Source organism: Streptomyces sp. AM 2-1-1 (genome assembly GCF_029167645.1).
GTDB lineage: Bacteria > Actinomycetota > Actinomycetes > Streptomycetales > Streptomycetaceae > Streptomyces.
In genome coordinates this window covers 3,149,515-3,168,394 of sequence record NZ_CP119147.1, presented here as the reverse complement: position 1 = coordinate 3,168,394, position 18,880 = coordinate 3,149,515, and the positions used below count along the sequence as shown (strand labels likewise).

18 protein-coding genes are annotated in these 18,880 nt (G+C 72.4%); 10 read left to right on the top strand and 8 right to left on the bottom strand.

Annotated features, from left to right (window positions below):
• Window positions 1-58 precede the first annotated feature (58 nt).
• Complete coding sequence (locus tag PZB77_RS13495; RefSeq protein WP_275492843.1) at window positions 59-1,768, bottom strand: threonine/serine exporter family protein; 1,710 nt, start codon at window positions 1,766-1,768, stop codon at window positions 59-61.
• 209 nt (window positions 1,769-1,977) lie between these two features.
• Complete coding sequence (locus PZB77_RS13490; protein ID WP_275496050.1) at window positions 1,978-2,472, bottom strand: inorganic diphosphatase; 495 nt, start codon at window positions 2,470-2,472, stop codon at window positions 1,978-1,980.
• 86 nt (window positions 2,473-2,558) lie between these two features.
• Here PZB77_RS13490 and dacB point away from each other — a divergent pair, with 86 nt between their 5' ends.
• The 6 genes from dacB (at window position 2,559) to folE (ending at window position 10,197) form a co-directional block, all read left to right on the top strand.
• Window positions 2,559-4,043 carry a D-alanyl-D-alanine carboxypeptidase/D-alanyl-D-alanine-endopeptidase gene (gene dacB / locus PZB77_RS13485; RefSeq protein WP_275492842.1) on the top strand — a complete coding sequence of 495 codons (1,485 nt, stop codon included), beginning with the start codon at window positions 2,559-2,561 and terminating at the stop codon, window positions 4,041-4,043.
• 48 nt (window positions 4,044-4,091) lie between these two features.
• On the top strand, window positions 4,092-5,234 hold the full coding sequence (locus PZB77_RS13480) for a zinc-dependent metalloprotease (protein ID WP_275492841.1): 1,143 nt from the start codon (window positions 4,092-4,094) through the stop codon (window positions 5,232-5,234).
• A gap of 196 nt (window positions 5,235-5,430) precedes the next feature.
• Window positions 5,431-6,528: a tRNA lysidine(34) synthetase TilS gene (tilS, locus tag PZB77_RS13475; protein WP_275492840.1), complete on the top strand. Its 1,098-nt coding sequence runs from the start codon at window positions 5,431-5,433 to the stop codon at window positions 6,526-6,528.
• A 101-nt stretch (window positions 6,529-6,629) separates the two neighbouring features.
• Window positions 6,630-7,169: a hypoxanthine phosphoribosyltransferase gene (gene hpt / locus PZB77_RS13470; RefSeq protein WP_275496049.1), complete on the top strand. Its 540-nt coding sequence runs from the start codon at window positions 6,630-6,632 to the stop codon at window positions 7,167-7,169.
• A 231-nt stretch (window positions 7,170-7,400) separates the two neighbouring features.
• On the top strand, window positions 7,401-9,431 hold the full coding sequence (gene ftsH / locus PZB77_RS13465) for an ATP-dependent zinc metalloprotease FtsH (RefSeq protein WP_275492839.1): 2,031 nt from the start codon (window positions 7,401-7,403) through the stop codon (window positions 9,429-9,431).
• 151 nt (window positions 9,432-9,582) lie between these two features.
• The gene (gene folE, locus PZB77_RS13460; RefSeq protein WP_275492838.1) at window positions 9,583-10,197 is read left to right on the top strand and encodes a GTP cyclohydrolase I FolE; all 615 of its coding nucleotides are present in this window, start codon (window positions 9,583-9,585) and stop codon (window positions 10,195-10,197) included.
• A gap of 109 nt (window positions 10,198-10,306) precedes the next feature.
• Here folE and PZB77_RS13455 read toward each other — a convergent pair whose 3' ends face one another.
• The 6 genes from PZB77_RS13455 to PZB77_RS13430 form a co-directional block, all read right to left on the bottom strand.
• Complete coding sequence (locus PZB77_RS13455; protein ID WP_275492837.1) at window positions 10,307-10,789, bottom strand: DUF3180 domain-containing protein; 483 nt, start codon at window positions 10,787-10,789, stop codon at window positions 10,307-10,309.
• 76 nt (window positions 10,790-10,865) lie between these two features.
• Window positions 10,866-11,477 carry a 2-amino-4-hydroxy-6-hydroxymethyldihydropteridine diphosphokinase gene (folK, locus tag PZB77_RS13450; RefSeq protein WP_275492836.1) on the bottom strand — a complete coding sequence of 204 codons (612 nt, stop codon included), beginning with the start codon at window positions 11,475-11,477 and terminating at the stop codon, window positions 10,866-10,868.
• Window positions 11,474-11,833: a dihydroneopterin aldolase gene (folB, locus tag PZB77_RS13445; protein ID WP_275492835.1), complete on the bottom strand. Its 360-nt coding sequence runs from the start codon at window positions 11,831-11,833 to the stop codon at window positions 11,474-11,476. The genes folK and folB overlap by 4 nt, the downstream gene beginning before the upstream one ends.
• 356 nt (window positions 11,834-12,189) lie before the next feature.
• Window positions 12,190-12,696: a nuclear transport factor 2 family protein gene (locus PZB77_RS13440; protein ID WP_275492834.1), complete on the bottom strand. Its 507-nt coding sequence runs from the start codon at window positions 12,694-12,696 to the stop codon at window positions 12,190-12,192.
• Complete coding sequence (folP, locus tag PZB77_RS13435) at window positions 12,693-13,553, bottom strand: dihydropteroate synthase (protein ID WP_275492833.1); 861 nt, start codon at window positions 13,551-13,553, stop codon at window positions 12,693-12,695. Before folP ends, PZB77_RS13440 begins: the two co-directional genes overlap by 4 nt.
• A 58-nt stretch (window positions 13,554-13,611) precedes the next feature.
• Window positions 13,612-14,805, bottom strand: a complete 1,194-nt coding sequence (locus PZB77_RS13430) for a betaine/proline/choline family ABC transporter ATP-binding protein (protein WP_275492832.1) — start codon at window positions 14,803-14,805, stop codon at window positions 13,612-13,614.
• Window positions 14,806-15,012: 207 nt separating this feature from the next.
• Here PZB77_RS13430 and PZB77_RS13425 point away from each other — a divergent pair, with 207 nt between their 5' ends.
• From PZB77_RS13425 to PZB77_RS13410, 4 genes are all read left to right on the top strand, one after another.
• Entirely contained in the window at window positions 15,013-15,744 is a 732-nt protein-coding gene (locus PZB77_RS13425) for an ABC transporter permease (RefSeq protein WP_275492831.1), read from the top strand.
• 3 nt (window positions 15,745-15,747) lie between these two features.
• A complete protein-coding gene (locus PZB77_RS13420; RefSeq protein ID WP_275492830.1) occupies window positions 15,748-16,425 on the top strand; it encodes an ABC transporter permease in 678 nt (225 codons plus the stop codon).
• A 112-nt stretch (window positions 16,426-16,537) separates the two neighbouring features.
• Entirely contained in the window at window positions 16,538-17,515 is a 978-nt protein-coding gene (locus PZB77_RS13415; protein WP_275492829.1) for an ABC transporter substrate-binding protein, read from the top strand.
• Window positions 17,516-17,726: 211 nt separating this feature from the next.
• The gene (locus tag PZB77_RS13410) at window positions 17,727-18,851 is read left to right on the top strand and encodes a hypothetical protein (RefSeq protein ID WP_275492828.1); all 1,125 of its coding nucleotides are present in this window, start codon (window positions 17,727-17,729) and stop codon (window positions 18,849-18,851) included.
• Window positions 18,852-18,880 lie beyond the last annotated feature (29 nt).

The following is an 18,880-nucleotide window of genomic DNA, read 5'->3' as shown; positions in this document are numbered from 1 at the left end:
CTCCCGGCGGACGGGACGGGCGCCGTCCGCGTTCCCCCGAGGGCCCGGACGGGAGTGCTCAGAAGCCGCGGGTGCGCTTGGCGGACTTCCGGCTCAGGCCCACCACCGTGCCCGGCACCCGCATGAAGAGCCGGGAGCTCTCGCTTCCGAGGTTCACCCCGATCGCGATGGCCAGCGCCGTCGCCACCGCCGTGGACAGTGAGGCGAGCCCCCGGTCCAGCTCCCCCTGGGCCACGCCGAGCAGTCCGAAGTACGTCGCGGAACCGGGCAGCAGCGGGCCGATGGCCGCCGTGATGAACGGCAGCGAGGAGGTGGACCGGTAACGGGAGAAGAGCTGTCCGAAGAGGCCCACCAGGCCGGCCGCCACCGCCGTCGCCGCGACCGGCGAGAGCCCGCCGGTGCGGGCCATCGCCCCGTAGACGATCCAGGCCACGCCGCCGTTCAGGGTCACCGCCAGCACGGTGGACCGCTCCTGCTGGAGCAGGATCGCGAAGGCCAGGCTCAGCGCCATCGACGCCAGGATCTGGAGAACCGGCCGGTCGTGCGCGACGAAACGTTCCTCCGGATTGAGCGTGGCACCCAACTGGAGCCCGAGGTAGAGCACCACCAGCACCCCGAGCACGATGCCGATGAAGAAGTACATGACCTCCAGCAGTCGAGCGGCGGCGGTGATGTAGAAGCCGGTCAGCCCGTCCTGCACCCCCGCCACCAGAGCCCGTCCGGGCAGCAGCGCGAAGAGCCCACCGGTGATCACGGCGGACGGACGCACGTCGCTCCAGTGCGTGAGCGTCAGCGCCACCCCGAGCGCGGCCGGCGGCATCGCGGCGGCGGTGAACTGGTAGAACTCCGGCAGTCCGCGCCCCGCGCAGAACCAGGCCAGCCGGTCGCCGAGCATCGCACCGGCCGCCGCGACGAAGAACACCACCACGCCACCGCCGACCAGCACCGAGGCGGCCCCGGCGAGCAGCCCGGCCGACGCCGTGAGCGCCCAGCCGGGGAACGGGTGGCGGTTGCGGCGGATCTCCGCCAGCCGCCGGTACGCCTCCTCCAGCGAGACCTCCACGTCCTCGTCGGTGATGTCGCCGATCAGCCGGAAGACGGCTGCCAGCCGGTTGTAGTCGGTGCCCCGCCGGCGCACCGTGCGGCTCGCCGTGATCGGGTCGTCGACCAGCGAGGGCTGGTGGGAGATGGAGAGCAGGGTGAAGGTGACGGTCGGCTCGCACCGGTCCAGGCCGTACGAGCGCGTCACCGCGAACATAGCGGCCTCCACGTCCTCGGCACCCTCGCCGCCGGCCAGCAGCAGCTCACCGATGCGGAGTGTCAGGTCGAGCACCCTCGGCACGGCCGGGCCGGAGTCGTCCGTCCGCTGCACGCTCTCCGGCGCGGGCCGCTCGGTGACCGGCATCCGCAGCATCGTGCGCATCCGGTCCTGCCAGGGCGCTTCCTTCGTCAGCCGGACCAGGGGGACGCCGTGCGCCGGGGTGAACGTGGGCGGGTGGTTCGCGTCGTACGCACGGGGCGGTACGAAGGCGGAGCCGAGCGTGTCCGAGTTCGGGAAACCCTGGTTCCTGCCGCCCTGGCCCGGCCCGGAAGCGGAACCCGGCGCAGCCGGCTCCGCCTGGACCCCGGCGGGTACCGCGAACTCCGAGGTCGGGTGCTCGCCGTCGGGCGACGACGCGGGCCGCTCCGTCCCGGCGGGCACCGCGAACGCGCTGTGCGCCTCGTCGGACTGGGGCTTCTGGTCCTCCGGACCGCCCTGTTCCGCCACTGCCTGACCTCGTTCTTCCTGGCCCGATGCGTCCTGGCCGCACTCCTGCCCAGTATGGCCGGGGACAAGGGACCCGCACGCGAGACGGGCGGCACACCGTGAGGTGTACCGCCCGTCCCGCTTTGCCGGAGCTGTGCCGGGACCTCAGGTCCCCGCACCGACCGGGCCCGCCACCCGTACGGAAGCGGAACCGGAGGGAAGGCCCTTTGTCAGTGCGCGCCGCCCTGGTCCCGCAGACGCTTGTACGAGGCCTCGACCTCGGCCTCGGCTTCGGCGCGGCCGACCCAGTCGGCGCCCTCGACGGACTTGCCGGGCTCCAGGTCCTTGTAGACCTCGAAGAAGTGCTGGATCTCGTCACGGTCGAACGCCGACACGTGCTGGATGTCCTGCAGGTGCTCGACGCGCGGGTCCGACGCGGGGACGCACAGCAGCTTGTCGTCGCCGCCGGCCTCGTCCGTCATGCGGAACATGCCGATGGCACGGCACTTGATGAGGCATCCGGGGAACGTGGGCTCGTCCAGGATGACCAGCGCGTCCAGCGGGTCGCCGTCCTCGCCGAGGGTGTTCTCGACGAAGCCGTAGTCGGCCGGGTAGCTGGTCGAGGTGAAGAGTCGACGGTCCAGGCGGATCCGACCGGTCTCGTGGTCCACCTCGTACTTGTTCCGCGAACCCTTCGGGATCTCGATGGTGACGTCGAACTCCACGGGTGGCTCCTCCATGATCAACACATACGACTGGTGGTTAAGTGTCCCCCACGCAGATGTGTGCTCGCGAAAGGGGCTGGTCAACGGTGGCCGAGCCGGTGGATGGACCGTCGAAGGAACCGTCGGCCCCCTGGGGCAAGCTGAAGGGCCTGGCCGGAAAACCGGCCCTGCCGGACAACTGGCGGCTCGTCGCAGGCTCCGCGGTACTCGGCCTGGTGGTCGCCGCCGGCGCCGTGTTCGCCGCCGGCCCCTGGGACAACGGTCAGCGTACGGCCGAACGCGTACGCGCCGCCGACGCGGGCCGCACAGGTGACGCAGGTCACCGGAGCCCTGCCACCGGTCCCGGCGAACCCGCGCCCGCCCCCAGCGCCGCCGCCGTCCTCGTCGCGCTCGGCACCGGCCGCGCCCCCGCCCCCGCCGGGGCGGCGCCCGCGCTGACCAAGGCACTGGACCGGCTGGTCGCGTCCCACGCGCTCGGCACCCGTACGGCGGCCGTCGTCGTCGACACCACCACCGGCGAGCAGATCTACGCGCACGGCGCCGGCGCCCCGATGACCCCGGCCTCCACCGTCAAGATCGCCACCACGGTCGCCGCGCTCTCCGCCCTCGGTCCCGACCACCGCATCGAGACCACCGTCCGCGCCTCGCCCGACCTGCGCACCGTCACCCTGGTCGGCGGCGGCGACCCCACCCTGGACGAAGCGGGGCTGCGCGCCCTCGCCCGCGCCACCGCCGGGGCGCTCCGCGACCGGAAGGTGAAGCGGGTCGCCCTGACGTACGACACCTCCGCCTACACCGGGCCCGCCCGTCACCCCATCGGCCCCAACGACAACATCGCACCGGTCAGCGCGCTGATGATCCGCGCAGGCCGCCTCGACAAGAGCGACCACGGACCCGCCCCGCGCTCCGCCGACCCCGCCGCCGACGCCGCCCGCGCCTTCGCCGGGTACCTCGCCGACGACGGCGTCACCACGACGGGCGAACCGCGCTCCCACCGCGCCCCGGCGCGGGCGGCCACCCTCGCCACCCACCGCTCCGCGCCGCTCTCCGCCCTGGTCGAACGCACCCTCACCCTCAGCGACAACGACCTCGCCGAGGCCCTCGCCCGGCAGACCGCGATCAAGGCCGGGCTTCCGGCCGGCTTCGCCGGTGCCCGGAGCGCCGTCACCGCGCGGCTGAAGGCGCTCGGGATGCCGGTGAAGGGCACCCGGTTCGCCGACGGCAGCGGACTCGACCGCGACGACCGGGTCTCCGCCTCGCTCCTCGCCGGCCTCCTCGCCCGCGCCGCCGACCCCGCCCGGCCCGAACTGCGCCCCGTCCTCACCGGACTCCCGGTGGCCGGCTTCAGCGGCACCCTCGACGGCCGGTACGGCGAGAAGTCGGGGGGCGCCGGACTCGTACGGGCCAAGACGGGCACCCTCACCGGCGTCAACGCCCTCGCCGGCACGGTCGTCGACACCCGCGGCCGGCTGCTCGCCTTCGCCTTCCTCACCTCCGGCACCACCGCCCCCGGCGACGCCGAGAAGGCACTCGACGCACTCGCCACGGCTCTGGCCACCGGCACCCGGTAGCCGCGCAACGCCCCACCGCGGGAGCGCACCCTCACGTACGGTTGACGCATGACGAGCATCGGTGGTGCCGAGATGGTCGACTGGAATCTCGCGGTGGCGACCGCGACCCGGCTCGTGAGGCCGGGTCCCGAGATCAGCCGGGAGGAGGCGCGCGCCGTCGTCGCGGAACTGCGCCGACACGCCAAGGCCTCGGAGGAACACGTCCGTTCCTTCACCCGGATGATCCCGGAGGGCCCCGGCGCCCCCGTCCCCGCCGACACCCCCGTCCTGGTCGTCGACCGGGCCGGCTGGATCAAGGCCAACGTCGCCGGGTTCCGGGAACTCCTGCGCCCGCTCCTCGGCAAGATGCAGGACCGGCGCGGCAGCGGACCCGGCCAGAGCGTCATCGGGGCCGTCGGCGGCAAGGTGACCGGCGTGGAGCTGGGCATGCTGCTCTCCTTCCTCGCCTCCCGGGTGCTCGGCCAGTACGAGACCTTCGCCCCCGCGAGCCGGGAGCTGCCCGCTCTCGACCAGGGCGGCGGACGCCTGCTGCTGGTCGCCCCGAACATCGTCCACGTCGAGCGCGAACTCGAGGTGGACCCGCACGACTTCCGGCTCTGGGTGGCCCTCCACGAGGAGACCCACCGCACCCAGTTCACCGGGGTGCCGTGGCTGCGCGACCACCTCCAGGGCGAGATCCAGGCCTTCCTGGACGCGACCGACGTGGACCCGGCCACCTTCGTCGAGCAGCTGCGCGAGGCGGTCCAGTCGCTCGTCGGCGGCCGGCCGGAGGGCGAGCGGGGCGACGGCGGCGGACGCAGCCTCGTCGAACTCGTCCAGACACCCGCCCAGCGCGAGATCCTCGGCCGGCTCACTGCCGTGATGTCCCTGCTGGAAGGGCACGCCGACTTCGTCATGGACGGCGTCGGACCCGCCGTGGTCCCCTCGGTCGCCGAGATCCGCGAGAAGTTCCAGCAGCGCCGCGCGCGCGGCGCGGGCCGCCTCGACCTGGCCCTGCGCAAGCTCCTCGGCATGGACGCCAAACTCCGCCAGTACCGCGACGGCGAACGGTTCGTCAGCGCGGTCGTCGCGGAGGTCGGCATGGACGGTTTCAACCGGGTGTGGACCTCGCCCAACACCCTCCCGACGAAGGCCGAGATCGCCGCGCCCGCGGAGTGGGTCGCGCGCGTGCACCGTAAGGCAGATTCGTGATCTTGACGCGTCCCACTGCCGGATGAAGGCCCACCTATCACCCATCCGAGGGACCATGAGGGCATGGGAAGCCGTGCAATGCTCGATGGACAGCTTGCTTCTGTCACCATCGACGCACTCTGAGTGACGTCAGGGAGGGCTCTTCGCCGTCCCGCCTCTCGGAGGCACCTCCCAGAACTCCAGAAGGGCACCGGACATGGGTCCCCATCCTGCGGTCGCGGCGATACGCCTGGCGGTCCGCCGCGTACTCCACGACGTACTCACCGAGCACACCCTCCGGGCCGGCCAGGGGCCCGGCCTCGACCGGGCCGGTCTCCACCGCCTCGCCGAAGCCGGCGGAGCCGGCCGGACGGCCCTCCCCGAACGGCCCGCGGCCCCCGCCCGCCCGCTCGTCCTGGTGGCCTGCTCCGGCGGCGCCGACTCCATGGCGCTCGCCTCCGCCCTCGCCTTCGAGGCCCGCAAACTCGACGTCCGGGCCGGCGGCATCACCGTCGACCACAACCTCCAGACCGGCAGCGGGGTCCGCGCTGCCGAGGTCGTCGCCCGGCTGACCGCGATGGACCTCGACCCCGTCGAGGCCGTCGCCGTCCACGTCGGCCGCGAAGGCGGCCCCGAAGCCGCCGCCCGAGACGCCCGCTACGCCGCGCTCGACGCCGCCGCCGAACGCCACGGCGCCGCCACCGTCCTGCTCGGCCACACCCGGGACGACCAGGCCGAGACGGTGCTGCTCGGGCTCGCCCGGGGCTCCGGCATCCGCTCGCTCTCCGGCATGGCCGCCGCCTCCGGGCCGGCCGGCCGCTACCGCCGCCCGTTCCTCCAGCTCGACCGGCAGACCGTCCGCAAGGCCTGCCTCGTCCAGTCCCTCCCCGTCTGGGACGACCCGCACAACGCCGACCCCGCCTACACCCGCTCCCGCCTCCGCCACGAGGGCCTGCCCGCCCTGGAGAAGGCGCTGGGCAAGGGCGTCGTGGAGGCGCTCGCCCGTACGGCCCAGCTCTCCCGGGACGACGCCGACGCCCTGGACGGCTGGGCCGCCGAGGCCGAGCGCGCCGTACGCGACGACGACGGGGAGCTGGACTGCGCCAAGCTCTGGACGCTGCCGCCCGCCGTACGCCGCCGGGTGCTGCGCCGCGCCGTCATCGACGCGGGTGCCCCGGCGGGCTCGCTCTTCGCCCGGCACGTCGAGGAAGTGGACCGGCTGATCACCGGCTGGCGGGGCCAGCGCGCCCTCAACCTGCCCGGCCGCGTCGAAGCCCGGCGCCAGGGTGGCAGACTGGTCATCCGGCAGAGCTGACGTGCAAGCGGCTGAAGTGCAGGCGAGACGGCCGGCCGGGCCCGGGTGACACGCACCGGGCCGGGCGGGCGAAGAAAGAGACCCGGGTGAACGAGAAGGACATGGGCAGCGACCTCCAGTCGGTGCTCCTCACGAAGGAAGAGATCGACGCGAAGCTCGTCGAGCTGGCCGCCAAGATCGACGCGGAGTACGCGGGCAAGGATCTGCTCCTCGTCGGTGTCCTCAAGGGCGCGGTGATGGTCATGGCCGACCTGGCGCGCGCGCTGTCCACCCCCGCCACCATGGACTGGATGGCCGTCTCCTCGTACGGCGCGGGCACCCAGTCCTCCGGCGTCGTCCGCATCCTCAAGGACCTGGACACCGACATCAAGGGCAAGCACGTCCTGATCGTCGAGGACATCATCGACTCCGGCCTGACGCTCTCGTGGCTGCTCTCCAACCTGGGTTCGCGCGAGCCGGCGAGCCTGGAGGTCTGCACCCTGCTGCGCAAGCCGGACGCCGCCAAGGTCGCGATCGACGTGAAGTGGATCGGCTTCGACATCCCCAACGAGTTCGTCGTCGGCTACGGGCTGGACTACGCGGAGAAGTACCGCAACCTCCCGTTCGTCGGCACCCTCGCCCCGCACGTGTACGGCGGCTGACGCTCCGCCGGGGGACGGGTCCGGCCGCGCGCCGCGAGGACCCGTGCCCGGAGACGGGACCGCCGGGAACCCTTACCGCGCTCCCGCCGTTGAAGGTCTCGAATAAGGGTTTCCGGTACGTCCTCGGCGGTCGCAGGCCACAATGCTGGGGTACGGTCCGAAGAGCAGTCTCAATCTCACAGCAGCATTTACCTACGGGCAGGAGGGACGGGGCGACTTCGCTCCGTATGGATGGACGTGAAGCGATACTTCCGTGGGCCGGTCATGTGGATCGTGCTGGCCGTCCTCGCCGTGGTCGTGTTGATGCAGGTCGTCGGCTCGTCCGGCGGCTACAAGACGGTGGACACCGCCAAGGTGATCCAGGCAATCAGCAAGAACCAGGTGGAGTCGGCCAAGCTGACCACCGGTGACGAACAAATTCTCAAGATCGAGCTGAAGGACGGCCAGAAGCTCAAGGGCGAGTCCGGCGGCAAGTTCCAGGCCAGCTACATCGGCAGCCAGGGCGTCGACCTCGCCGAAACGCTGCAGCAGAAGTTCGAGAACGGTGACATCGAGAAGGGTTACACCGTCTCGCCGTCGAAGCAGTCGCCGTTCCTCTCGATCCTGCTGTCGCTCCTGCCCTTCGTCCTCATCGTGGTCATCTTCCTGTTCCTGATGAACCAGATGCAGGGCGGCGGCTCCAAGGTCATGCAGTTCGGCAAGTCCAAGGCCAAGCTGATCACCAAGGACACGCCGAAGACGACCTTCGCCGACGTGGCGGGCTCGGACGAGGCGGTCGAGGAGCTCCACGAGATCAAGGAGTTCCTCCAGGAGCCGGCGAAGTTCCAGGCCGTCGGTGCCAAGATCCCGAAGGGCGTCCTGCTCTACGGGCCTCCCGGTACGGGTAAGACGCTGCTCGCGCGCGCCGTCGCCGGCGAAGCGGGCGTGCCGTTCTACTCGATCTCCGGCTCCGACTTCGTCGAGATGTTCGTCGGTGTCGGTGCCTCCCGGGTCCGCGACCTCTTCGAACAGGCCAAGGCGAACGCCCCGGCGATCGTCTTCGTCGACGAGATCGACGCCGTCGGACGCCACCGCGGCGCCGGTATGGGCGGCGGCCACGACGAGCGCGAGCAGACGCTCAATCAGCTGCTCGTCGAGATGGACGGCTTCGACGTGAAGGGCGGCGTGATCCTGATCGCCGCCACCAACCGCCCGGACATCCTCGACCCGGCGCTGCTGCGCCCGGGCCGGTTCGACCGGCAGATCGCGGTGGACCGCCCCGACATGCTGGGGCGCCTGGCGATCCTCAAGGTGCACAAGAAGGGCAAGCCGGTCACCGACGACGTCGATCTCAACGCCGTCGCCCGTCGTACCCCCGGCTTCACCGGTGCCGATCTGGCGAACGTGCTGAACGAAGCGGCGCTCCTCACGGCGCGCGGCAACAAGAAGCTGATCGACAACGCCACCCTGGACGAGGCGATCGACCGCGTCGTGGCCGGCCCGCAGAAGCGGACCCGGATCATGTCCGAGAAGGAGAAGAAGATCACCGCGTACCACGAGGGCGGACACGCCCTGGTCGCGGCGGCTTCCCCCCAGTCGGACCCGGTGCACAAGATCACGATCCTCTCCCGCGGCCGTGCCCTCGGTTACACGATGGTGCTCCCGGAGGAGGACAAGTACTCCACGACGCGCAACGAGATGCTCGACCAGCTCGCGTACATGCTGGGTGGGCGCGCGGCCGAGGAACTGGTCTTCCACGACCCGACCACCGGCGCGGCCAACGACATCGAGAAGGCCAGTGCCACGGCCCGCGCGATGGTGACGCAGTACGGCATGACCGAGCGGCTCGGCGCGATCAAGTTCGGCGGTGACAACACCGAGCCCTTCGTGGGCCGCGAGATGGGTCACCAGCGCGATTACTCGGAAGAGGTCGCGGGCCTCGTCGACGAAGAGGTCAAGAAGCTCATCGAGACCGCGCACAACGAGGCGTGGGAGATCCTGGTCGAGAACCGGGACATCCTCGACACCCTGGTCCTCCAGCTGCTGGAGAAGGAGACCCTGGGCAAGGAGGAGATCGCGGAGATCTTCGCCCCGATCGTCAAGCGCCCGGCCCGTCCGGCGTGGACCGGCTCCGCACGGCGTACTCCGTCGACGCGTCCGCCGGTGCTCTCTCCGAAGGAACTCGCCCTCACCAACGGCACGGCGAGCGCCAACGGCTCGGCGGCTCCCTCGGACGCCGCCGGCGCCACGGACATCTCCACGGAGAAGCGTCCGGAGAGCTGACCCCTCACCGTGCCCGGTGTGACGGCCCTCACGGGCCGCCCGCCGGAACCGGAATGGATGCCGCGCCCCCCAGGTTTTAGCCTGGGGGGCGCGGCTCTTTGTGTGACCGCGCAGGATTCGCGCAGCCGGCGCGCAGAGGAACGAGGCACAGATGACCGACCCGGTGACGCTGGACGGCGAGCACGCGAGCGGCCCGTACGGGGAGTTCGACGAGAAGCGTGCCGAGGCCGCCGTGCGGGAGCTGCTGTACGCGGTCGGTGAGAACCCGGACCGCGAAGGGCTCCGGGAGACCCCGGGGCGCGTCGCGCGGGCGTACCGGGAGATCTTCGCCGGACTCTTCCAGGAGGCCGGGGACGTCCTGACGACCACGTTCGACCTGGGGCACGACGAGATGGTCCTGGTGAAGGACATCGAGGTCTTCTCCACGTGCGAGCACCACCTGGTGCCGTTCCGGGGGGTCGCGCACGTGGGGTACATCCCGGCGACCTCGGGGAAGATCACCGGGCTGTCGAAGCTGGCCCGGCTGGTCGACGTGTACGCCCGGCGCCCTCAGGTGCAGGAGCGGCTCACCACGCAGATCGCCGAGTCACTGATGGAGATCCTGGAGCCGCGGGGCGTCATCGTCGTCATCGAGTGCGAGCACATGTGCATGTCGATGCGCGGCATCCGCAAGCCGGGGGCGAAGACGCTCACGTCGGCGGTGCGCGGGCAGCTCCGTGACCCGGCCACGCGGGCCGAGGCGATGAGCCTCATCATGGCGCGCTGACGGGCGTCCCGGGCCGGAGCCCTTCCCGGAGGGCCGCCCTTGACGGAAGGTCGGGGGAGGCCCTTCCCGGACCGGACGCTTCCCGGCCGTGCGAGGGCTCCTGGAGGGCTCAGGCCGCCGCCACGGTCGTGTCGTCGTCGTGGTCCTCGGGGAGCCTGCAGACGCGCTCCAGGAAGAGGGCCGCGGCGATGACGGCGACCCCGGCCACCACTGCGGCGCCCGCGTAGATCGCCTGGTCGCGGCGGGGCGGCAGGTCGAGGTAGCTCAGCAGGAACACGGCGACGCCGGCGTACATCCCGGAGACCAGCGCGGAGACCAGGGCGCTGGCCTGGCCGAAGACGAGGGCCCGGGCCGCCATCAGCGGCTCGACGCCCTTGGCGCCGGGACGGCGTTCGCGCTGGGCACGGAGTCGGGAGCGCAGCGAGAGGGCCGTCGCCAGCAGGATCGCGGCGATGGCCGCGAGGACGATCGACGCGGCCAGCGGCACGCTCGGCAGGGTGCCGAAGGCGTCCCAGAGACGGGCGCCGGCCCAGGAGAGCACGCCCGCGGCGGCGAAGATCCCGGCCAGTACTTTGAGCCGTAGTTGCCTCACCGATCAAGCCGCCCTTCGCCGTCCGCGATCCGTCCCGGGCCCTGTCCGCCCCAGCGCTGTCCGTAGAGCCTAACGACTACTCCGGCAGGCGGAGTTCCAGGTCGGCCCGGGGGGAGACCCCGGCGCGGCCGATCGAGGCCAGCAGCCCCGCGACCGGACCGGCGCCCGGGAGCTGGGCGTCGGGGTCCACGTCGTGCCAGGGCGCGAGGACGAAGGCCCGCTCGCCGGCCCTCGGGTGGGGGAGCGTGAGGTGCGGGTCGTCGGAGATCACGTCGGCGTACGCGACGATGTCGACGTCGATGGTGCGCGGTCCCCAGCGCTCCTCGCGGACCCGGTCGAACGCCTCCTCGATGGCCTGGCCGCGCTCCAGCAGGGAGGACGGCGGCAGCGTGGTCTTCACCACGACCACGGCGTTGAAGTACGAGGGCTGGGAGCCGGGATCGACGCCCCAGGGCTCCGTCTCGTACACCGGGGAGACGGCTTTGACCCGGACGCCGGGGGTGTCCTCCAGGGCGTCGATGGCGCCCTGCAGGGTCTCCAGGCGGTTGCCCAGGTTGGAGCCGAGGGAGATCACGGCCCGCTTCGGGTTGGAGAGGGTGACGTCGGCGTCGTCCACCTGCTGGACGACCGAGGCCGGCACCGGCTGGACCGTGGGATCGCTCTGCCCGCGGGCGGAAAATGCTGTCATGCTCGGCTCCGGGTGATGGTGATGGTCACGTCGTCGAAGGGGACCGTGATCGGGGCGTCCGGCTTGTGGACGACCACCTCGACCTCGTGGACCCCCTCGTGCTTGAGGCACTGCTGGGCGATGCGCTCGGCGAGGGTCTCGATCAGGTCGACGGGCTCGCCCTCGACGATGGCGACGACCTCTTCCGCGACGATGCCGTAGTGCACGGTCCGCGAGAGATCGTCGGCGGCCGCGGCCGCCCGGGTGTCCAGGCTCAGCGCCAGATCCACGAGGAAGGTCTGGCCTTCTTCGCGTTCCCGGGGGAAGACGCCATGGTGTCCACGGGCCTTGAGGCCGCGCAGCGCGACACGATCCACGCGAATCACTCCTGCTGTTGATGGTCCACGAGGCGCGGGAACCTTCCTTTCGGAGGGTGCCGGGCCCGCGTGCCCGGCATACGGCACCACGCCCCGGCGAAGACGCCTTCTGCCGAATCTACCCGCGCGCACCGACATGGCGGGGCCGCGGGTCGGCCCGGCGGGACCCTTCCGTGAGGGTCCCACCGCGCCCTGGAGCGCTGGTGGACGCCCATACCCGGAGTCCGGAGGGCTCAATCCCCCCGCGCCGTGTGCGCCGCGCGCGCCGGATCCGACGGGAGGGGGTGTGCGCCGTGCGCGCCGGAGTGACCGGATCCCTCCGCGCGCCGGGCGGTCGGGTGCGCCGTACGAGTCGATCAGCCCGGGGACCCGTTCTCCGGTTCGTCGTCGGCTTCGGCGAGGACCGGTGAACCGTGGTGCGACCAGAGCTTCCACCCGTCCGGGGTGCGCCGGAAGACGTTGGTGGCGACGACCAGCTGGCCGACGAGGGGACCGACCGTGTCGTCCCCTTCGGCGGGACCGCCGCTGAGGATGTTCTCCGTGCAGTTGACGAGGGCGGTGTCGCCGGTCATGGCGATGTCCACGTCGGTCAGGATGAACTGGATGTACTCGGTGTTCGCCATGATCAGCGCGTAGCTCCGGAGTACGTCGCCGCGGCCGCGGAGCACCGGCCAGCCGGGGTGGACACAGGAGACCGTGAGGTCCTCGCCGGGGAGCCAGCGGTCGGCGAGACGCTCGTAGTCGCCCGCCTCCATCGCCTCGTAGAAGTCGGTGTTCGCGCCCTCCACCGCGGCGAGGTCGGCGGCGGCGTCCGGCGGGCCGGCGGTACCGCCCTCCTCGGGTCCCGCGGGCCCGGTGGTCACACGGCTCCTTCGACGGCACGGCAGACGCGGACGGCGTCGGCGCTGGCCCGGACCTCGTGGACCCGGACGGCCCAGGCACCGGCCGACGCGGAGAGGGTGGAGACGGCGGCGGTCGCCGCGTCGCGCTCCCGGGCCGGGGGCGGGGTGCCGTCCGGGCCGGCCAGCGTCCGGCCGAGGAACCGTTTGCGGGAGGCGGCCACCAGCAGCGGACGGCCGAGCGCCCGCAGATCGTCGAGGTGCGCGACGAGCGCCAGGTCCTGGGCGGTGTCCTTGGCGAAACCGAGGCCCGGATCGATCACGATCCGTCCGGGTGCCACCCCGCCGTCGACCACCGCGTCCATCCGGCGGCGCAGCTCGGTGACGACCTCGCCGACCACGTCGGTGTAGACCGCGCGGGCGTTCATGGACTCGCTGAAGCCGCGCCAGTGCATCACGACGAACGGCGCCCCCGCCTCGGCCACCACCCGGACCATGTCCGGGTCGGCCAGGCCGCCGCTGACGTCGTTCACCAGGGCGCCACCGGCCGCGACCGCCTCGGCGGCGACCCGGGCCCGCATGGTGTCCACGGAGACGACGGCGCCCTCGGCGACCAGTCCCCGCACCACGGGCACCACCCGTCGCAGCTCCTCGTCCTCGTCGACGCGGCTCGCGCCGGGCCGCGTCGACTCCCCGCCCACGTCGATCAGGTCCGCGCCGTCGGCCATCAGGGCCAGTCCGCGCTTGATCGCGGCCGTGGTGTCGAACCAGCGGCCTCCGTCGGAGAAGGAGTCCGGGGTCACGTTCACCACACCCATGACCGCACACCGGTCCCACTGCGGCAGACCCTCGACCGTGCCCCGTTCACGCAACGTACTCATACGTCCAGCGTAGGGCTTCTCCCCGCCGGTGCGTGGGCGGAGCCCGGTCGGCGACCGGTCAGCCGGCCGGCCGGAACGCCCCCGGCACCGTCTCCACCGCGACCCGGCCCCCGGACCGGTCTGCCGCGTCGGCGCCGATGGAGCGGCGCAGGGCCTCGTGGAGGCGGCCGGGGGTGAGGACACCGAGATAGCGGCCGGACCCCTCGTCGTCGACGACGGCGATCCACCCCGCGTCGTGCTGGAGCATCGTGGAGAGGGCCTGGCGGAGGGGTGCGCCGAGCGGGAGGCTGAGGTCCATCGGGCGCAGGGCCTCGCGGACGGTGGCCGTCCCGTCGGCGGCGGACGACCCGGCAGCCCCGGCGGCGAGCCAGCCCAGCGGGCGGTCCTCCTCGTCCAGGACCACCGCCCACCCGGCGCCCGACCCGGCGATCCGCTCGGCGGCGGCCCGCAGGGGCTCGCCGGGGCGGACGACCGGGGGCCGGTCGAGGTCGGTCTCCTCCACCGGGGTGACCGAGAGCCGCTTCAGGCCCCGGTCGGCACCGACGAAGTCCGCGACGTAACCGGTCGCGGGGGCACCGAGCACCCTGGCGGGGGAGTCGAACTGCTCGATCCGGCCCTGCCCGTAGACGGCGATGCGGTCACCGAGACGTACCGCCTCCTCGATGTCGTGGGTGACGAAGAGGACGGTCTTGCGGACCCGCTCCTGGAGTTTCAGGAACTCGTTCTGGAGGTGTTCGCGGACCACCGGGTCGACCGCGCCGAAGGGTTCGTCCATCAGCAGGACCGGCGGGTCGGCCGCCAGGGCGCGTGCCACGCCGACACGCTGGCGCTGGCCGCCGGAGAGCTGTTCGGGGTAGCGGCCGCCGTGCACGGACGGGTCGAGGCCGACCAGGTCGAGCAGTTCCGCGGCCCGTTCACGGGCCTTCGCGCGTTTCCATCCGAGGAGATGGGGAACGGTGGCGGTGTTCTCCAGGACAGTCCTGTGCGGGAAGAGGCCCACTTGCTGGATCACATAGCCGATGCGGCGCCGGAGCCGGACGGGATCGATGGCGGATATGTCCTCGCCGTCGAGGTATATCCGCCCCTCGGTCGGCTCGATCAGCCGGTTGACCATCTTCATGGTGGTCGTCTTGCCGCATCCTGACGGGCCCACGAGCGTGACGAGTTCGCCCTCGGCCACCTCGAAGGAGAGCGAGTCGACGGCCGTCGTGCCATCGGCGTACCGCTTGGTGACGTTCTCGAAGCGGATCATGATTCCCCCTTGTGGCACGCCCTGTGTGACGGGCGTGTTGCTGGAACGGGACGGCCTCCGTGCGGGTCCGTGGACGAGGATAGGCTCGCCGCCGTGCCGGGCGTGGCCCGGCAGGCGGTGGGTCGACGACACGGCCGAGGGCCCGGGAAGGGTGTGCACCCGGCGGACGGGTACGGGTCCGTACGGGGCAAGGGGAGGTGGGGACGGATGGCCGGGGCGAACTGCCTGGTGACCAACGACTGGATCTGTGGCGAATACCTCCGCACGCGCAGCGGCGAGTTGACGGATGCGACCGTCCAGCACGTCTGGATCACCGCCCTGTCGGTGGCGATCGGGCTGGTGATCGCCTTCCCGCTCGCGCTGCTCGCCCGCCGGGGACGGCACTTCGCCGGGCCGGTCCTCGGTCTGACGACGGTGATCTACACCGTGCCCTCGCTGGCGATGTTCTCCCTGCTGCTCCCCGTGTTCGGCCTCTCCGCCTCGCTGGTCGTCACCGGCCTGGTGCTGTACTCGCTGACCATCCTGGTCCGGTCGATCCTGGCCGGGCTCGAAGCGGTGCCGGAGGAGGCCAGGGAGGCCGCCCGCGGCATGGGGTACGGCCCCGCCCGGCTCCTCTGGGAGGTCGAGATCCCGCTCGCGCTGCCCGCGCTGATGGCCGGTCTGCGGATGGCCGCGGTGTCCACCGTGGCCCTGACCACGGTCGGCTCGCTCATCGGCAAGGGCGGGCTCGGCAACCTCGTACGGGACGCCCTGCCCAGCCTCTTCAAGGCACAGGTGCTGGCCGCCTCGGTGCTCTGCGTCCTCCTCGCGGTCGCGGCCGACCTGTTGCTGCTGGGGGTGCAGCGGTGGCTGACGCCGTGGACCCGGGCGGGGGCGGGCGCCCCCGCCGCGGTGGCACCGCCGGTGGCACCGCCCGCGACAACGACGAAGGCGGGCTGAGCCGTGGCAGTGGTCGCGGACGCCTGGACCTGGCTGGTCACGGGCTCCAACTGGTCCGGCCCGGACGGTGCGACGCACCGCCTCGCCGAACACCTCTACGTCAGCGGGCTCGCCCTCCTGGTGGCCTGCGCGCTCGCGCTGCCGCTGGGGCTCCGGCTCGGCCACCTCGGCCGGGGTGGCGCGCTCGCCATCAACATCTCCAACGTGGGCCGGGCGGTGCCCGTCTTCGCGGTGCTCGCCCTCTTCATGCTCACGCCGATGCGCAACTCCGGTTACCTGCCGACGGTGATCGCGCTGGTGCTCTTCGCGGTCCCGCCGCTGCTCACCCACACGTACGTGGGCATGACCGGGGTGGACCGCGCGGTGGTGGAGGCGGCCCGGGGGATGGGGATGTCCGGGGCGCAGGTCTTCCTCCGGGTGGAGCTGCCGCTCGCCCACCCCATGATCATGACCGGGCTGCGGTCCGCCGCCGTCCAGGTGGTGGCCACGGCCTCGATCGCGGCGATGGCCGGGCTCGGCGGACTCGGACGCGTCATCACCGCAGGGTTCAACCGGTACGACACCGCGCAGGTCTTCGCGGGCGCGGTCCTGGTCGCCCTGCTCGCCCTGGTGGTGGAGGGCGTGCTGCTGGCGCTGGACCGGCTGTTCTCCCCGCTGCGGCGGCGGGGGCGCGCCGTGTGACCCCGGATCCGGGTGCGGGCTCCCGCTCCCCGGGTGGAGCCGGCTCGCGAACGGCCCCCGCCCTCCCCCTCACTTTTTGTCATCACCCATCATCCGTGGACGGAGAAGGAACATGAGCAGAACCTCGCGCATAGCGGGTGCGGTCATCACAACCCTCGCACTGACCGGGTCGCTCGCGGCCTGCGGCGGCGACAGCCTGGAGAAGGACGACGCCCCGAGCGGCTCCTCCGCGCCGGCGGACGCGAAGAAGGGCTCGCTCGTCGTCGGTTCGGCGGCCTTCACCGAGTCCAAGGTGCTCGCCGAGCTGTACGCCCAGATCCTCGCCGGCGGCGGCTGGAGCACCTCCGTCACCACGGTGGAGAACCGGGAACTCTACGAACCCTCCCTGGAGAAGGGCGAGATCGACGTCATCCCGGAATACGCGGCGACCCTGGCCGAATTCCTCAACGCCAAGGTGAACGGGGCGAAGGAGGCGGAGAAGGCACCGGTCGCCTCCGGTGACGTGGCGGCCACCGTCGCGGCCCTCCAGAAGCTCGCAACACCGCTCGGTCTGACGGCTCTTCCGCCCGGAGACGCGGTCGACCAGAATGCCTTCGCGGTGACCAGGGAATTCGCCGAGAAGAACAAGCTGACGACCCTTTCCGATCTGGGCAAGTCCAAGATCAAGGTGAAGATCGCGGCGGGTGACGAGTGCGCGGTCCGGCCCTTCTGCGCCCCCGGTCTCAAAGCGACGTACGGCATCGACGTGGCCGGTATCGACCCGAAGGGCGTCGGGACCCCGCAGGCGAAGCAGGCGGTGAAGGACGGGGTGGACCAGCTCGTCCTGACCACCACCACCGACGCCGTCCTGGACGCCTACGACCTGGTGTTCCTGGAGGACGACCAGCACCTCCAGAACGCCGACAACGTCCTTCCCGTGGTGAACACCAAGGACGCCGGAGCGCCGGAGGTGGCCGCACTCCTCGCCAAGCTCACCGGCGTTCTGACCACCGAGGACCTCGCGGAACTCAACCGCAAGGTCGACGCCGAGCGGGCCAAGCCCTCCGACGTCGCCAAGGAGTACCTGACGTCGAAGAACCTGATCGGCTGACCCGGCGGGCGTCTCCGGGCGCCGCCCCGGAGGTGCCCGCCCTCCGCCCGCCGGGGATTTCCTCCGGGAAGTCTCCGGCCGGCGGAATGCGGGAAATAGCTGCCGCCGGCGTTCTTGGACGCGGTGTCAGGTAACACTGCCAGGTAACCGCAGGGGAACAGATTGCCGGGCGGACTCCCGCACGGTGACCGCACGCGGTAAATTTCCAGCCATGCCACGTGGACGCCATCGTCATTCGCCACCCCTGCACAGGTTGTTGCCGCCCTCCGCGGTGGCCGGAGTGTCGGTCGCGCTGGCCGCCGGCGCGTGGCTGCCCCTGGACACCCTCGCGCTGCGACTGCTCGCGACGGCGGCCGCGGCCACCGGTCTCGTCGGCGCGTACCTGATGCGCACCTGGGACCAGGCCGCCGGACTGCGGGTCGCGGAGCTCCAGCGCGCCCAGGCGGGTGCGGAGTGGCGGGCCGAGGAGCGGACGGCCGAACTGGAACAGGAGCTGGAGGAGGCGCGGGAGTTGCGCGCCCGCCTGGAGGCCAAGCTGCGCTCCAAGCGGATGGAGCTCGCCGGACTGCGCGGCGAGCACGCCGGGTTGCTGCGCCGGTACGCCACCGCCGAGACCGAGCGGGCCAGCGCGCTGGAGGGCCGCCGGCAGCTCGCGATCGAGGCGGCGGCCACCCCGATCGCGCTGCCGCCCGCCCGTTCCACGCCCACCGCGGCGTCCTACCTCGCCGCCGCCCGCGCCCTGCGCGACCTGCCCCGCAACGCCGCGCTCCAGGAGGCCCGCCGGACCGCCGAGCGGACCCGGCAGCACGCTCTCGACGAGCGTGCCCGGGAGTCGGCCGCCGAGGCGGACGGCCCGCGGGGCCGTCACGCCGGGACCGGCGCCCACGCCGACCGCACGGGCGCTCACCCCGCCGGCCACCGGGATCACGACACCGGCGGGCACCTGGCGGACTTCGCCCCGCGCACACCCCGGCGGCCCGGCCCGCAGACCGCGTTGCCCGCGCCCCGGACGGCCGGCCCGTCGTCGGCCCCGGCGCGGACGGCCCGGACCGTCCCGGCCGCCTCGGCGGTGGTCCCGTACACCGGCCCGCGCCGGGCGCGGGTGCCGCAGGGCGGCTTCGACTTCTTCGGCGCCCAGCCCGACGGGGTGGGGGCCCCAATTCCCGCGGCGGGCGCGTCGGAGGAGGACCTCGCGGACGTGGTCGGTGAGGAGGCGCTCGCCGTGCACCGCAGCCGCGTCGGCGACCCGCGTGCCGTCGGCAAGGTCATCGACCTCACCCAGCCGGACGGCCAGAGCCGCCCCGGCCCCGCCGACGTGCGGGGCGCGGCTTCCTGACGGGCCGACGGCCCCGGGTCCCGCCCCGG